A 15,857-nucleotide genomic window follows, 5' to 3' on the forward strand; every position below is an offset into this window, starting at 1 on the left:
AATAAAAAAACAGAGATAAACAATAAATCTTTTTTAATGTCGAGAACTCATAAGTTTAGTGATTGGACTTATTTTTATTATTGATAAGGATTTTTTGCATTAAAGATGTGAAGTAATTAAAAATAGCTAGTATAAAACCTAGCTATTTTGACTCATTCTTCTCTCGTTTTTCTGTCTCTTTTATATTTAAAATGACAAATTTATAACTTAAAAATAGGGATAAAATCCATAAAAAAAGAAAAAATAGTGCTGATGTCATCTAAAACTCCTTAATAAGCATGATGGTCATTTTTTATCTCATCAGCTGTTATTTTTTTACTATCCATTGATCTCCAAACAACAAAAATATACCCCAATACAAATGGTATAAGCAAACTAACATAAAACATAGTATTTAAAGTATAATGGCTAGAACTAGCATTTTTTATAGTAAGCGAACTTTGCAAATCATAAAAAGATGGATAAAATGCTGTATTGTTTAAACCAGTCGCTAAAAATAGCGCGGTTACAGCCATAACAACACCAAATCCATAATACACAACAGCATAGATACTTTTTGTAAATGCACCTTTAAATATACCATAAAGTGTCAAAAAAATACCAATAACGAGCATGGCAAAAACAGCTGGCATATTTAAAAGATTGATAAAATATTTGTATTTAACCATAGAAATCACACCATCTTGTGAGTATTCAAAACCATCTTTTAAAAATACCCAAGCCAAAAATACTAAAAATATAGGTAAAAATATAAGCGTGTTTTTTAAAACTGCCTTTCTAGCATTTAGCCTTATCTCATCATCGTTTATATTATTTATAAGGTATAAACACCCCCCTATCCTTGCAAGAAAAAACAAAGAGAGTCCAAGAGTATAAAGCATTGGATTACTAAATGCTTCAAGCCCACGCATAGAACTTTGCCACTGGACAAAATTATGATCGTTTAAGCTAAAACTACTACCCGAAAAAAATGTAGCAACTGCCACTCCTATAAGTATGACACCCAAAGATCCATTTATAAAAAGAAAAATTTCATATGTCTTTGTGCCTAAAAAATTATCCGGTTTTTTACGGTATTCATAGCTTACAGCTTGAATAATAAAACAAAAAAGTATTCCAAGCCAAACCCAATATGCTCCACCAAAACTAGTTGAATAAAAAAGTGGAAAAGCTGCAAAACAAGCACCACCAAATAAAACAAGAGTAGTAAATGTAAGCTCCCATTTTCGCCCTACTGAGTTTATTATCATATCTTTTTGCAAGTCATCTTTTGCAAGCGTAAAAACTAATGTTTGTCCACCTTGAACAAACATCATAAAAACAAGTAATCCACCAAGTAAACTTACCAAAAACCACCAATAAATTTGTAAAAATTCTAACCCTATCATAATCAAAATCCTAACTTTATCTGTTTTAGCATAATTTTTATTTCAGCTATCAAAAGCACTGTAAACAATACAGCAAAAGCAAAAAATGATATCTTCACATTTACATCAGATAAATTTGTAGCACCTACACTAGTTGGCATAAGATCTTGAACAACCCAAGGCTGCCTACCAACTTCAGCCACAATCCAACCTGCCTCAGCCGCTATATAACCAAGTGGAATACTCAAAACACATATCCAAAGAAGTTTTTTAAATTTAGTTATATCGTTTGCCATACATAAATAAGTAATAACTAAAAACAAAAATATAAAAAAGCTTCCCAAAGCAACCATTATATGAAAACTATAAAACGTAGTAGCAACAGGCGGTATAGCCTCTGTTGGATCTTTTAAGTAACCATATCCAAGGTATTTGATATTTTCATCAAGGGTTGATTTTGCATTACTCATAGCATCAAGATCTTGATTTTTTTTAGCTTCTTTATACTCTCTTAAAGCATTTACGGCAATTTTACCTTTATCAATTTTAGATATTATACTCTCAACCCCGTGTTCTTCATTTCCATAAATCAAATCATCTATACCCGCAACAAATGCCTTATAATCCCTTTGTCCAAGCAAAGAAAGCAAATAAGGAACTTCTATATCAAAAACGAAAGGTTTTTTCTTATCGCCAGGTTGTTTGTTTGTATCAAGCAATCCAAATGCAACTAATCCTTGTCTTTGATTTCCTTCATAAAGCCCTTCCATAGCTGCTAGTTTCATTGGCTGAACTTGTGTTACTTGATATGCACTTTCATCTCCACTAAATAACAAAAATAAAGAGGTTATAAGACCAAAAGAGGTAGCTACTATCATAGATTTTTTAGCCATTATGATATTTTTACCTTTTAGTATAAACCAAGCTGATATTCCTATAACAAACAAAGCTGATATTGTATAACCACTAGTTACTGTATGTAAAAATTTTATAAAACCAACAGGACTAAGCGCAACTTCAAGAAAACTTTGCATTTCCATTCTTGCTGTATCTGGGTTAAATTGCATGCCTATTGGGTATTGCATCCAACCATTTGCTATCAAAATCCACATAGCACTAAGATTTGATCCTATAGCAACTAACCAAGTTGATATAAGATGAAATTTCTTACTTACCCTATCCCATCCAAAAAACATAACAGCAAAAAATGTGCTTTCAAGAAAAAATGCAACAATGCCTTCTATAGCCAAAGGAGCTCCAAAAATATCTCCAACAAACCAACTATAATTTGCCCAATTTGTCCCAAACTCAAACTCCATAATAATACCTGTTGCAACACCTATTGCAAAGTTTATACCAAAAAGCTTAAGCCAAAATTTAGTTATTCTAAGCCACTCTTCACTACCTGTTTTTATATAAATACTCTCCATTATAGCAACAATAAAACTAAGACCCAAAGTTAATGGAACAAACAAAAAATGATATATTGAAGTAAGAGCAAACTGAGCCCTAGACCAATCAACAGAACCTAATTCAGCCATTTTATTCCTTTGTTAGATTTAAAAGCACGAAATCGCTTTTTTCTTCATTTGATTTAAATTTAGAATTTAAAGTATTATTAAACACAAAAACTTTAAGAACACCGAACATAATCACAAGTTTGATTATTATGATAAGCCAAAGCTTTCTTCCAAGCTTCATATTCTTAAAGCCATCAATATAAAATTTAAAAAAATTAGTTATATATTTCTTATACATTTAAGTGAAATTTTATAATAATAAAACTTAAACATTTATTTCATCTGCACTAAAAATTTTAAACCAACAAAGTATGCATTTATGATATTAAATAATTAATCATATTTAAAATTTTAAAAAGATATAATTTGTTTATAAAAAATAATAGATGAAGGAAAACTTATGTCAAAGCAAACAAAGTATATTTTTGTGACAGGCGGGGTTCTAAGCTCACTTGGCAAAGGCATAGCGGCTGCTAGTATTGGAACACTGCTTAAAAACGCTAACTTAAAAGTAAGTATTTTAAAGGCTGACCCATACATAAATGTAGACCCTGGCACAATGAGTCCGCTCGAACACGGAGAGGTTTTTGTAACAGATGATGGAGCTGAAACAGACCTTGATTTGGGACATTATGAGCGTTTTTTAGATGAGAGCTTAAGTCAAAACAATAACTTTACAACAGGAAGGGTTTATAGCGCTGTTATAGAAAAAGAAAGAAGAGGCGATTATCTTGGTAAGACTATTCAGGTTATACCGCATATAGTTGGTGAAATAGTTGATAGGATCAAAAAAGCCGGAGAAGGTAAAGATATACTTATAGTAGAAATCGGCGGAACGGTAGGAGATATAGAAGGGCTTCCTTTTTTAGAAGCAATTAGGGCTTTAAGAACCGAAGTTGGCAGAAAAAATGCGATGAATATTCACCTTACTTTGGTGCCTTTTATAAAAGTTGCCGGCGAACTAAAAACAAAGCCTACTCAACATAGTGTTGGTGAACTTCGCCGTATAGGCATAACGCCTGATATGATTATCTGCAGAAGCGAAATGCCTTTAAATCGTGAGTTAAAAGATAAAATAGCTCTTAGTTGCGGGGTAGAGAAAAACTGTGTAATAGAAAGTGCTGATAGCACTAGTATATATCAAATTCCGCTATCATTTTTAAAACAGGATATACTTACCCCGATAGCTGAGACGCTAGAACTTGGAAAATTAACACCTGATATGCAAAACTGGGATAGCTTAGTAAAAAGAATCTTAGCTCCAACAGGAGAGACAACAATAGCATTTGTTGGAAAATATATTGACTTAAAAGAAAGCTACAAAAGTCTTACAGAAAGCATTATACATGCTGGTGCAAACCTAGACGCAAAAATAAACCTAAAATGGGTGGATAGCGAAAAAGTAGAAAAAGACAATGTCAATGAAATTTTAAAAGATGTAGATGGTGTGTTAGTTGCTGGTGGTTTTGGGGAACGGGGAGTAAGTGGCAAAATACTAGCTATACAATTTGCTAGAGAGAACAAAAAACCGTATCTTGGAATTTGTCTTGGTATGCAACTAGCATTGATTGAATTTGCTAGAAATGTTTTGAAGCTACAAGATGCAAACTCAATTGAGTTTAATGAAAACTGCGAAAATCCTATAATCTATCTAATAGATAGCTTTATTGATGCGCACGGAAAAGAGCAAATAAGAACACACAAAAGCCCACTAGGTGGCACAATGAGACTTGGGGCTTATGAGTGCAATGTAAAACCGAACTCAATTTTGTCAAAAATTTATTCAAACCAAAAAGTTATAAAAGAAAGACATCGCCATCGCTATGAAGCAAATCCAAAATACAAAGAAAGTTTTGAAAAAAATGGTCTTATGATAAGCGGAACAAGCAACGGACTAATTGAGACAGTTGAGCTAAAAGACCATCCATTTTTTATAGGAGTCCAATTTCATCCAGAGTTTACATCTCGCCTAACAAAACCAAATCCGACAATATTAGGTTTTATAAAATCAAGCATTGAAAATGCTAAATAAAGATGATATAAGGAATTTACTTGAGCTAAGATTTAGTAAAGACATTCATAAAAAGCTCTCCGAAATTCCTAAACCCTGCGACTTAAAAGACACATTTAAGGGCGCAGAGCGAATAAAACAAGCCATACAAAACAACGAAAATATAGTTATTGTCGGAGACTATGATGTTGATGGTGTTATATCTTGTGTGATAATGGCTGATTTTTTTGATGATTTAAAAGTTAAAAATTATAAAGTTAGAATCCCAAATAGATTTAAAGATGGTTATGGACTAAATCCAGCTATAATAGATGAGTTTAAAAATGCTGATTTAATCATAACAGTAGATAATGGAATAAGTGCTAATGAAGCCGCTGATATGTGCAAACAATTAGGCATAGATCTTATAATAACAGATCACCATATGCCACTACCAGTATTGCCAGATGCATATGCGATAATAAACCCAAAACAAGAAGATTGTTGTTTTCCAAATATTGAAATTTGTGGAGCACAAGTAGCTTGGTATCTAATAGGAGCTTTAAAAGAGGTATTTGGCATAAAATACGATATGGGTAAGTTTTTAGATCTATTATCCATAGCCATCATGGCTGATATGATGGAACTTCGCGACATGAATAGAATACTTGTAAAATTAGGCATAGAAAGATTAAACAAATCAAGAAGAGTTGCATTTTGTGCTATTAGGGATTTTTACGGAAAAGATAGATTTGAATGCGATGACATAAGCTTTTTAATAGCGCCTTTAATCAACTCGGCCGGAAGAATGGATGATGCGATAAATTCATTTAATTTTTTACGAACAAAAAATATTAATGATGCATACAAATATCTTGATGTGATAGTTGAGTTTAATAACTCAAGAAAAGAGGAAGAAAAAATACTCTTTGAAGATTCTAAAAAATGCATAAATGCAAATGAACACATTATCGTTACTTGGGGTGAAAATTGGCATGAGGGGGTTATTGGGATAGTAGCTAGCCGTCTTGCTAAACATTTTAAAAAACCAGCAATAGTATTTAGCGTAGATAAGAACAAAGCTAAAGGAAGTGCGAGAAGCGTAGGAAAGATAGATATTTTATCTTTGATAGCTGAACACGAAGAGCTTTTAATGAGCTTTGGGGGTCATCAAGGGGCTGCTGGACTTGTGTGCGATCCTATAAATCTAGATAAATTTAAAGAGTCTATAAACAACAGTTGCTTTTTAATGGACTTGCATAAATTTAGCACAAATGATGAGTTTTTAGGAGAAATTAGTCCTAAAGAGATAGATTATTCTTTGCTTGAAATTTTAGAATACTTTGAGCCTTACGGACAAAAAAACCCTCGCCCTATATTTAAAATTCAAAACGTAACTGTAAAAAACGATAAACTAATAGGAAAAGAACAAAACCACCTAAAACTCATTTTGCAAAAGGGCGAAAAAACGCTTGAAGCATTGTTTTTTAATTTTACAAGACACGTAAGAACTGGAGAGAAAATAGATATAGTTTTTTCTGTATCAAAAAATTCTTTCAGAGGACTCATAACACCTCAACTTCTAATAAAAGAGATAATTTAAACCTTGCGACCATTTTTTGGTCGTAAGGTAATAACTATAAAAATTTAAAATCTGAAATTTTACTTTTAAAAAACTCGTATTTTATATCTAATTCTTTTTTTCTATTTAACGACATTTGAACAAATTCAGACTCTTTTTCTATTCCTATAAAATTTCTACCCGTTAAATTAGCTGCAATTCCTGTTGTTGATGAGCCTGAAAACGGATCACAGATTAACGAGTTTTCATTGCTCGCCATTAACACTAATCTAACCAAAAGAGAAAGTGGCTTTTGTGTTGGGTGTTTTCCAAAACTTTTTTCCCAAGGGGCTATAGCAGGAAAACTCCAAACATCTTTCATTTGTTTATTGCTATTGATTTTTTTCATAAGCTCATAATTAAAAATATGCTTATATTTTTGACTTTTTCTAGCCCAAATAATTTGCTCAGTCGAGTGTGTTAAGTACCTACAGCTAAAATTCGGTGGTGGGTTTGTCTTTTGCCATGTGATAATATTTAAAATTTTATAATCTAATTTTTGTAAAGCTCTACCTATGGAAAAAATATTATGATATGTCCCACTTATCATAATACTACCATTATCTGTTAAAGAATTCTTTGCCAAATCAAGCCAATTCAAATTAAATTTATCTATCTCATCAATACCATAGCTTTTATCCCATTCTCCTTTATTTACAGAGACTATTTTGCCACTTTGTATAGACAAACCGTCGTTAGATAAAAAGTAAGGTGGATCGGCGAAGATAAGATCAAACTGTGATTTGAAATTTGGTAAAATTTCAAAGCTATCACCATTATATATTTGAAATTCTTTTTTCATGGTATTGGCAAACCTAAAACATCAAGTGGTATATAATTAAAATAATATCTACATCTAACACTTATAATATAATCTAAAACATCTCTATATTCTGGTTTTTGAAACCAATCGCTTAAAAGGTAAATATACTCAACTTCCATATTAAGATGAGATAATAATTTTATATACTGTTTCTTCTTAAAGTCGCAAGTTTGTAATTTTTCATCAACCGAACCTGCCACTTTTTGAAATTTACATTCAATTATAAAAAAAGTATTGTTGATAATTACATAAATACTATCATCTGGAAGCAACTTCTTTGATATAATATTTTTCCAATTAACATTATTTTCTTCAAGAAATTTGTAAAAACTATGCTTTTTAAAAATCCTACCAACAATCTCATCATTATAAAAAACATCAAAATTTTCAGTAACTTTATAACCAGGTTGATTTGATAAAAAAGTAGCTAAATCAACCTTGCCCTCAAAAATAAGACCCGTTCTTGTATTACCTCCGCCTATGCCACCTTCTATCATACGTTTTGCTCCAAATAATCCTGAATAGACACGACCTCATACACTAAGCCATCTTGAACACTTTTTATTGATTTTGCAGCGGCTTGAGCGGCAGCTATAGTTGTAAAATAAGGTATTTTAAATCTAAGCACACTTTGTCTTATTTTTTTGCCATCATCGGCATTTGATTTGCTATCGCTTGTATTTATCACGAGTGAAATTTCACCATTTTTCAACCTATCTTCTATATTTGGTCTTCCTTCGCTTATCTTATAAACAAACTCAGCATCCAAATCATACTCTTTTAAAACCTTATATGTTCCGCCGGTTGCTATAATCTTAAATCCTAAGTCCATAAGCTCTTTTGCCAGTTTTACAGCATAAATTTTATCTGCATCAGCAAGTGTTAAAAAGACATTTCCACTTGTCGGAAGTGTGTTATTTGCAGCTATTTGGGATTTTGCAAATGACTTTGCAAAGTTACTACTAATACCCATAACCTCGCCCGTTGATTTCATCTCAGGACCTAAAATCAAATCAGCACCATTTAGTTTATTAAACGGTAAAACAACCTCTTTTACACAAATATGCTTTTGCGCTTTTGGTATAAAAATTCCATTATCATAAGTTACGACATTGTATTTATCATAGTATTTAAGAGCCTCTTGTAAATCGCCTTGCCACATAACCCTAGTAGCAACTTTTGCAATTGGAACACCGGTAGCTTTGCTTACAAAAGGAACGGTTCTTGATGCTCTTGGATTTACTTCTATCATATAAAGCTCATTTTCATATATCGCAAACTGAATATTTAAAAGCCCAACAACACCTAAGCTTAAAGCTATCTCTTTTGTTTGATTTCTTACTTTTGCTATCATTTCATCTTTTAAATTCAAAGCAGGAAGTATGCAAGCACTATCTCCTGAGTGTATTCCGGCCTCTTCAATATGCTCCATAACAGCAGCCACATAGACATCTTTACCATCACTTACAGCATCAACATCAAGCTCTGTTGCATTTTGCAAAAATTTATCAAGCAATACAGGAGAGTTGTTACTAACACTTACAGCCTCATTCATATACTCTCTAAGCTCGCTCTCGCTATGGACTCTTCTCATGGCTCTACCACCAAGAACATAGCTAGGGCGAACAAGCACAGGATATCCTATCTCAGCAGCCTTTTTTATGGCTTCATCTTCGCTAGTTGCGGTGTCATTTTTTGGTTGTTTAACGCCGATTTTATTTATAAACTCGCTAAATTTCTTTCTATCTTCGGCGATATCAATAGTTCTAGCACTAGTTCCTATTATTTTTGCTCCGGCTATACTTAATCTTTTTGAAAATTTAAGCGGTGTTTGACCACCAAAATGAACGATAACTCCATCTGGCTTTTCGTGTTCTATTACAGCCCTTAAATGTTCAAAATCAATAGGCTCAAAATAAAGCACATCACTTGTATCATAATCAGTAGAAACAGTTTCAGGGTTGCAGTTATACATTATAGTTTTTATACCCAAATCTTTAAGGGCATAGCTAGCGTGAACACAACAATAATCAAACTCTATACCTTGACCTATTCTATTTGGTCCACCGCCTATTATCATTACTTTTTTATCTTGTGAAACATCTGTTTTTTGTTGTATTTTTGTGATATTTGTACTTGAATAAAGATAAGGAGTTAAGGCTTTAAACTCACCGCCACAAGTATCAACTTCGCTATATTCTAAACCAACACCTAGTTTTGAACGAGCGAAAAATATATCATTTTGGCTTAATTCTAAATTATCTTTTTCGTTTATCAAAATCGCAAGCATCTTGTCAGAAAAGCCCATTGTTTTAGCTTTTCTTAGTAAATTTTCATCATTTAAAATATCCATATCAACTTGCTTTTCAAACTCAACTATCTCTTTTATTTGATTTAAAAAATATCTATCTATCTTAGTATATTCATAAACATCTTCTATATCAAAACCATCTCTAAAAGCTTGTGCTAACATCAAAATTCGCTTTTCATTTGCATGTCTTAGACCATATACAAGCTCATCTTTGCTAAGTTTTAATACATCAAATCCGCTCAAATCTCTCTCTAAAGAACAAAGTGCTTTTTGGATACTCTCTTTAAAAGTCCTTCCAATAGCCATAACTTCACCCACGGACTTCATAGCTGTTCCAAGATAGGGATTTGAACCCGGAAATTTCTCAAATGTAAAGCGTGGAATTTTTGTAACTATATAATCAATAACTGGTTCAAAAGAAGCTGGGGTTCCTGTTATATCATTTTTTATTTCATCAAGACTAAAACCAACAGCTAATAATGTAGCAACCTTTGCGATAGGATAACCGGTAGCCTTGCTAGCAAGAGCTGATGATCTACTAACTCTTGGATTCATCTCTATTACTATCATTCTTCCGGTTTGTGGATGAAAGGCAAATTGAACATTGCTTCCGCCTGTATCAACACCTATTTCACGAAGTATAGCAAAAGAGGCATCACGCATCATTTGATACTCTTTGTCTGTTAATGTCAGTGCTGGAGCTATCGTTATACTATCTCCTGTATGAACGCCCATTGGATCAAGGTTTTCTATGGAACATACTATAATGCAGTTATCGTTTTTATCTCTTATAACCTCCATCTCATACTCTTTCCAACCAAGCAAGCTCTCTTCTATCAAAATTTCGTGTATTGGAGATGCTTCAAGACCAAATAATGCAAGTTCTTTAAACTCATCAATATTATAAGCAACGCCCGAACCAGCACCACCAAGTGTAAAAGATGCTCTGATGATTAGCGGAAAGCCTATTTCGTTAGCAGCATTTATAGCTTCTTCGTAGTTATAGGCATATGCTGACTTTGGCAAATCCATACCAATTTTTTTCATAACTTCTTTAAAAATTTGTCTATCTTCGCCTTTTTTTATGGCTTCTGGATTTGCGCCTAGAAATTTAACATCACCAAGCATATCATTCTCATAAAGTTCCATAGCAACATTTAAAGCTACTTGTCCGCCCATAGTTGGCAAAATAGCATCAACTTTTTCTTTTAAGATGATATTTTTTATGCTCTCTTTTGTTATAGGTTCTATATATGTAGCATCAGCAAAGTCAGGATCGGTCATAATAGTAGCTGGATTTGAGTTTATCAAAACGACACGGTAACCAAGCTCTTTTAATGTCTTAGCAGCTTGTGTGCCGGAATAATCAAACTCACAAGCTTGACCTATAACAATTGGGCCTGAGCCTATTAGTAAAACACTCTTGATATCATCTCTTTTTGGCATTATTTTTCCTTTATAACAACATATAAATAGCTTGGTATATTAACCTTAACATAAGGTTCTACGATGGCACTCTGATAAGAACTTTCTTCATAAATTTTGGTTATTTTTCCGACGGGAACACCACTAAAAAATATACCATCAAGCCCACTTGTAAAAACCTCATCTCCAACTTTTAAAGAAAGCCACTGAGGTATATACTTAATAATTATTCCATGTTTGTTACCGTGAGCAACACCAGGTATCTTTTCATCTCCTATATATACAGAAAATATGCTTTTTGGATCATTTTGCAATAAAGCCATAGGTTTATTTTCTTTTGGAACAACTATACCAGCACTTCTGCCTTGATACATAAGCCCATAAATTTTTGAAGAATTATAATCTCTAAATCTGCTAATCCAAATTTTATTATAATCACTTATATTTACATAACTCAAACTCTTAACTAAAGCGACTTTAGGCATATAAGAACTTGATTTTTTATCTTGTAAAATTTGATTTAATTCGTTTGCAAAAGTTGATAGCAAGGTTGCTGAATGCTCAAGCTCTAAATTTTGAGTTCTTAGGGTTTGGATTTCATCAACCTGTCTAAAATGTTCGTTTATCTTATCTTTAATAGTCTTTGTAATATCAATATAGACATTAACAACAAAATTGCTCAAGCCAACAGAAACACTGCTTATGCTTGAACCTTTTTTTATTGAAAATACAACCAATAAAGCAATAAAGATAAAAAAAATAATCTTAGTCTTCATTGGTTAACTGTTGAAGCAGTCCTATCTCCCCTAAAGCTTTACCTGTCCCCATAGCAACTGCTAAAAGTGGCTCATCTGCTATACTAACAGGAAGTTTGACTATATCAGATAGATACCTATCAAGTCCTCTTATCAAAGCACCGCCCCCAGTTAAAACTATACCATTTTCAACAATATCCCCAGCTAAATCAGGTGGCATCATTTCAAGAACTGTCTTTAAAGCATCTGCTATCTCTTTTAGCGGCTCTCTCATAGCTTCTCTTACATCTTCACTTGTAAGCTCTATCCTACTTAACAAACCAGTCATTTGGTCTCTGCCCTTTACGACAATATTAAGTTCTCTTTCAAGCTGAACAGCTGAGCCTATACTTATTTTTATATCTTCGCCAGTTCTTTCGCCGATTAATAAATTATATTTTTCTTTTATATAATTTACAATGCTAGCGTCCATCTTATCTCCAGCTGTTCTTATTGATTTGCTAATAACTAAACCACCAAGCGAAACAACTCCTATCTCGGTAGTCCCCCCGCCTATATCAACAATAAGACTTCCTTGTGGCTCTTTTATGGGTAAATTTGCGCCTATTGCTGCAGCCATTGGTTCTTCTATCAAAAAAACCTCTCTTGCACCAGCACTTAATGCACTCTCTCTAACGGCCTTTCTTTCAACCTGAGTAAGTCCATAAGGAACAGATATAATAATACGAGGTCTTAAAAAACTCTTTCTTTTGTGCGTCTTTTCTATAAAATATCTAATCATTTTTTCAGTCATATCAAAATCAGCAATAACACCATCTCTCATAGGTCTTATTGCCTCAATATCGCCTGGGGTTTTTCCAACCATCTCTTTTGCAGCATGACCTACAGCTAATATTTTTTGCTTGCCATATCTCTCTCTTTGAACTGCAACAACTGATGGTTCGTTTATGATTATTCCTTTGTCTTTAACAAGCACTAAAGTATTTGCAGTGCCTAAATCTATACCCATATCACTTGAAAAAAAACCAATTAATTGATCTAAAATCATCTGTTTCCTTTTTATTCCACACTTTTATTTTGCTTTATAAGCAAAGGCTTTTCGCCATTTTTAACAACATCTTTTGATATAACAATCTCGTATCCAAAAAGCTCTGGCAAATCATACATTAAATCCATCATAAGCTCTTCCATTATACTTCTAAGACCCCTAGCTCCGGTCTTTCTCTCTATAGCAAGAGATGCAACCTCAGCCAAAGCCTCATCATCAAATTTCAAACTAGCACCATCTATGGCAAATAGTTTTTCATATTGTTTTAAAATAGAGTTTTTAGGCTCTGTTAAAATTTTAACCATATCTTCTTTTGTGATTTCATTTAATGTAGCGACAACGTGAAGTCTACCAATAAGCTCTGGTATAAGACCAAAATGAACTAAATCATCAGGTTCTAATAAATTTAAAAGCTCTTCTCTTTCGCTTTTGTTTCGCTTTTCTTGATTAAAACCAAGTGTGTTTTTACCAACTCTTCTTTCTATAATATCAAGAAGTCCATCAAAAGCACCGCCACAAACAAATAAGATATTAGTAGTATCAATTTGTATAAAATCTTGGTTGGGATGTTTTCTACCCCCTTTTGGTGGAATATTGACAACACTTCCTTCTATGATTTTTAAAAGAGCTTGTTGAACACCTTCTCCAGAAACATCACGAGTAATGCTTCTATTTTCACTCATTCTTGCTATCTTATCTATCTCGTCTACAAAAACTATGCCTCTTTCGGCTTTTTTTACATCGCCGTTTGCAGCTTGAAGCAAACGAGTAAGTATATTTTCTACATCTTCGCCAACATAACCAGCTTCTGTAAGACTAGTAGCATCACAAATAGCAATAGGAACATCTAGAAATTTAGCCAAGGTTTGAGCCATTAGCGTTTTGCCGCTTCCGGTTGGACCAACAAGCAATATATTTGATTTTGCTAGTTCTATATCATCTTTTATATCTTTTTGTTTAAAAATTCTCTTATAGTGATTATAAACACCTACACTAAAAACCTTTTTTGCCTTATCTTGACCTATTACATAACTGTCAAGGACGCTTTTTAACTCTTTTGGAGTTAAATTTTGATTTTCTTCGCTTTTATTTATCGTTGTCTCTTCTAAGCTTTCTTCGCCATAAAGCACGTTATAAGCGGCATTAGCACAGTATTCGCATATAAAAACACTATCATCTTCATTTGACAATACACGTCTATCGCTAGATTCATATTCGCCACAAAAATTACATTTTTTTGCCATTAATTTCTTCCTTTTGCAAGCGGTATCCCACGTTTAGTATTTATAATAAACTCGCACATTTTTTTTACATTTATATCATCAGTTTTTGCATAAAGCTCATTTGCTTGTTCTTTTAATCCTATGCCTTGATTAAATAAAAATTTATAAGCACTTACTAAATTTTCAACCTGTGACTTGTCAAATCTACGACGAATTCCTACTAGGTTCAAGCTTCTTATATAAGCTCTATTTCCTTCAGCCAAACAAAACGGAACAACATCTTGCGACAAAGCAGAAGCCCCAGCTATCATACAACTTTCGCCAACTTTTACAAACTGATGTATAGGAGTAAGACCACCTACAACAGAAAAATCTCCTAGTTCAACATGACCAGCCAAAGTAGCATTATTTGCAAGTATTATATTATCTCCCAACAAACAGTCATGGGCGACATGACAATAAGCCATAATAAAAGCATTATTGCCTATTCTGGTTATCCCATCACCCTTATGAGTTCCTGAGTTTATGGTGCAAAACTCTCTGACCGTCGCATTTTGTCCTATAATAACACCTGTATTTGTTTCATTTTTGTAGCTTATATCCTGCGGTATATCGCCTACAATGGCATAACTAAAAATACGAGAATTATCTCCTATATTTGTCTTACCTATTATCCTTGCACCCTGCTTTACTGTAACGTTATTGCCAAGCACAACATCCTTGCTTATATAAGAATAGGCTTCCAAGACACAATCATCTCCTATAATAGCACCATCTTCAACGACCGCTGTTTGATGTATATTTTTCATTTTTATCCTATTTATCCACTATCATAGCTTTTAGCTCAGCTTCGGCACACAATTTGTCATCAACATAAGCTTCGCCTTTTAAAACCCATATATTACCTTTGTGTTTTAACACATCTAAACGATACTCAAGCTTATCCCCTGGTCTAACAGGACTTCTAAACTTACAACCATCAATGCTCATAAAATACACAACTTTATTGTGAATATCTGCTTGATGTTCATCACTCATGCTCTTAAACGCCAAAACACCACCAGCTTGTGCCATACCTTCAATTATCATAACACCTGGATATATCGGGTGGTCTGGAAAATGACCTTGAAAAATAGGTTCAGCTATGCTTACATTTTTGTATGCAACTATATTTTTTTCCGGGATTATATCTACAACTCTATCTATAAGTAAAAATGGAAATCTATGAGGAAGAATCTTTTGAATTTCAATAACATCTATCACCGTTAGCAACCTTTTGAATAATAATAAAAATTGCTAGATTCTATCAAAAAATTGCTAAGAGTTAGTTTATTAAATTAAAAAATAATTTTTTGTTTTTAATTTTATTGAAATTTGACACTCATTGGAGCAAGGTCTAATCTTCCTCCATTTGCAACTATATTATCTTTCAGTTCTTTAAATTTAGAAAAAGCCCAAACATCAGAACATAAGCCATCGTCTTTTATTTCAATTATTAACTCTGTTCCAACAACAGCAGTTATTCTAAAGCATACATCATTTTTAATCTTTACCGGAGGAATAACACTTGACATATCTTTCATTTTACTAAGTTTATCTCTTGTTAAATAATATGTTTTTAAATCACTAAGTAATATATTGATATTTGTAGCTGCTTTTACAATCTCGGCATCATCCCTAGTCGCTATAATTCTTGGTATTGCTATAGCAGCCAAAACACCCAATATAACAATAACAATTATAAGCTCTATCATAGAAAATGCTTTTTTCACAT

The 15,857-nt window shown here is 32.9% G+C and carries 14 protein-coding genes; 2 read left to right on the forward strand and 12 right to left on the reverse strand.

What is annotated here, in order from left to right; genetic code table 11:
- Positions 1–269: 269 nt before the first annotated feature.
- Genes CPIN17260_RS08145 through CPIN17260_RS08155 form a run of 3 tightly spaced genes read right to left on the reverse strand, consistent with a single transcriptional unit; the run spans position 270 to position 3,125 of the window.
- Positions 270–1,397 (reverse strand): cytochrome d ubiquinol oxidase subunit II, encoded by a 1,128-nt coding sequence (locus CPIN17260_RS08145; RefSeq protein ID WP_226997048.1) that lies wholly within the window; start codon positions 1,395–1,397, stop codon positions 270–272.
- Positions 1,391–2,908 (reverse strand): cytochrome ubiquinol oxidase subunit I, encoded by a 1,518-nt coding sequence (locus CPIN17260_RS08150; RefSeq protein WP_078440865.1) that lies wholly within the window; start codon positions 2,906–2,908, stop codon positions 1,391–1,393. The genes CPIN17260_RS08145 and CPIN17260_RS08150 overlap by 7 nt, the downstream gene beginning before the upstream one ends.
- Position 2,909: 1 nt before the next feature.
- On the reverse strand, positions 2,910–3,125 hold the full coding sequence (locus CPIN17260_RS08155) for a DUF4492 domain-containing protein (protein ID WP_069633282.1): 216 nt from the start codon (positions 3,123–3,125) through the stop codon (positions 2,910–2,912).
- Between the two features lie 162 nt (positions 3,126–3,287).
- On the opposite strand from CPIN17260_RS08155, the gene CPIN17260_RS08160 reads away from it, so the two are divergent.
- Both CPIN17260_RS08160 and recJ read left to right on the forward strand, forming a co-directional pair.
- A complete protein-coding gene (locus CPIN17260_RS08160; RefSeq protein WP_078406243.1) occupies positions 3,288–4,919 on the forward strand; it encodes a CTP synthase in 1,632 nt (543 codons plus the stop codon).
- Positions 4,903–6,480: a single-stranded-DNA-specific exonuclease RecJ gene (gene recJ / locus CPIN17260_RS08165; protein ID WP_226996937.1), complete on the forward strand. Its 1,578-nt coding sequence runs from the start codon at positions 4,903–4,905 to the stop codon at positions 6,478–6,480. Before CPIN17260_RS08160 ends, recJ begins: the two co-directional genes overlap by 17 nt.
- A 34-nt stretch (positions 6,481–6,514) precedes the next feature.
- Here the strand turns inward: recJ and CPIN17260_RS08170 are convergent, their stop codons facing one another.
- The 9 genes from CPIN17260_RS08170 to CPIN17260_RS08210 form a co-directional block, all read right to left on the reverse strand.
- Entirely contained in the window at positions 6,515–7,300 is a 786-nt protein-coding gene (locus CPIN17260_RS08170; RefSeq protein WP_069633280.1) for a DNA-methyltransferase, read from the reverse strand.
- Positions 7,297–7,818 carry a PD-(D/E)XK nuclease superfamily protein gene (locus CPIN17260_RS08175; RefSeq protein ID WP_078440866.1) on the reverse strand — a complete coding sequence of 174 codons (522 nt, stop codon included), beginning with the start codon at positions 7,816–7,818 and terminating at the stop codon, positions 7,297–7,299. Before CPIN17260_RS08175 ends, CPIN17260_RS08170 begins: the two co-directional genes overlap by 4 nt.
- A complete protein-coding gene (carB, locus tag CPIN17260_RS08180; RefSeq protein ID WP_078440867.1) occupies positions 7,815–11,078 on the reverse strand; it encodes a carbamoyl-phosphate synthase large subunit in 3,264 nt (1,087 codons plus the stop codon). The genes CPIN17260_RS08175 and carB overlap by 4 nt, the downstream gene beginning before the upstream one ends.
- Positions 11,078–11,833, reverse strand: a complete 756-nt coding sequence (gene mreC / locus CPIN17260_RS08185; RefSeq protein ID WP_069633277.1) for a rod shape-determining protein MreC — start codon at positions 11,831–11,833, stop codon at positions 11,078–11,080. Before mreC ends, carB begins: the two co-directional genes overlap by 1 nt.
- Positions 11,823–12,860: a rod shape-determining protein gene (locus CPIN17260_RS08190; RefSeq protein WP_069633276.1), complete on the reverse strand. Its 1,038-nt coding sequence runs from the start codon at positions 12,858–12,860 to the stop codon at positions 11,823–11,825. Before CPIN17260_RS08190 ends, mreC begins: the two co-directional genes overlap by 11 nt.
- A gap of 11 nt (positions 12,861–12,871) precedes the next feature.
- Complete coding sequence (clpX, locus tag CPIN17260_RS08195; protein ID WP_078440868.1) at positions 12,872–14,104, reverse strand: ATP-dependent Clp protease ATP-binding subunit ClpX; 1,233 nt, start codon at positions 14,102–14,104, stop codon at positions 12,872–12,874.
- Complete coding sequence (gene lpxA, locus CPIN17260_RS08200) at positions 14,104–14,892, reverse strand: acyl-ACP--UDP-N-acetylglucosamine O-acyltransferase (protein WP_069637158.1); 789 nt, start codon at positions 14,890–14,892, stop codon at positions 14,104–14,106. The genes clpX and lpxA overlap by 1 nt, the downstream gene beginning before the upstream one ends.
- Before the next feature lie 7 nt (positions 14,893–14,899).
- The gene (gene fabZ / locus CPIN17260_RS08205; RefSeq protein WP_069633273.1) at positions 14,900–15,346 is read right to left on the reverse strand and encodes a 3-hydroxyacyl-ACP dehydratase FabZ; all 447 of its coding nucleotides are present in this window, start codon (positions 15,344–15,346) and stop codon (positions 14,900–14,902) included.
- 101 nt (positions 15,347–15,447) lie between these two features.
- Complete coding sequence (locus CPIN17260_RS08210) at positions 15,448–15,855, reverse strand: prepilin-type N-terminal cleavage/methylation domain-containing protein (RefSeq protein WP_078388072.1); 408 nt, start codon at positions 15,853–15,855, stop codon at positions 15,448–15,450.
- Between the last annotated feature and the right edge of the window lie 2 nt (positions 15,856–15,857).

It is taken from the genome of Campylobacter pinnipediorum subsp. pinnipediorum (assembly GCF_002021925.1).
Classification (GTDB): domain Bacteria; phylum Campylobacterota; class Campylobacteria; order Campylobacterales; family Campylobacteraceae; genus Campylobacter_A; species Campylobacter_A pinnipediorum.

Bases quoted from the DNA above. Each gene is read 5' to 3' on its own strand.
- carB (WP_078440867.1), bottom strand. From the start codon at position 11,078: ATGCCAAAAAGAGATGATATCAAGAGTGTTTTACTAATAGGCTCAGGC.
- mreC (WP_069633277.1), bottom strand. From the start codon at position 11,833: ATGAAGACTAAGATTATTTTTTTTATCTTTATTGCTTTATTGGTTGTA.
- CPIN17260_RS08190 (WP_069633276.1), bottom strand. From the start codon at position 12,860: ATGATTTTAGATCAATTAATTGGTTTTTTTTCAAGTGATATGGGTATA.
- clpX (WP_078440868.1), bottom strand. From the start codon at position 14,104: ATGGCAAAAAAATGTAATTTTTGTGGCGAATATGAATCTAGCGATAGA.
- lpxA (WP_069637158.1), bottom strand. From the start codon at position 14,892: ATGAAAAATATACATCAAACAGCGGTCGTTGAAGATGGTGCTATTATA.
- CPIN17260_RS08160 (WP_078406243.1), top strand. From the start codon at position 3,288: ATGTCAAAGCAAACAAAGTATATTTTTGTGACAGGCGGGGTTCTAAGC.
- CPIN17260_RS08155 (WP_069633282.1), bottom strand. From the start codon at position 3,125: ATGTATAAGAAATATATAACTAATTTTTTTAAATTTTATATTGATGGC.
- CPIN17260_RS08175 (WP_078440866.1), bottom strand. From the start codon at position 7,818: ATGATAGAAGGTGGCATAGGCGGAGGTAATACAAGAACGGGTCTTATT.
- CPIN17260_RS08170 (WP_069633280.1), bottom strand. From the start codon at position 7,300: ATGAAAAAAGAATTTCAAATATATAATGGTGATAGCTTTGAAATTTTA.
- CPIN17260_RS08150 (WP_078440865.1), bottom strand. From the start codon at position 2,908: ATGGCTGAATTAGGTTCTGTTGATTGGTCTAGGGCTCAGTTTGCTCTT.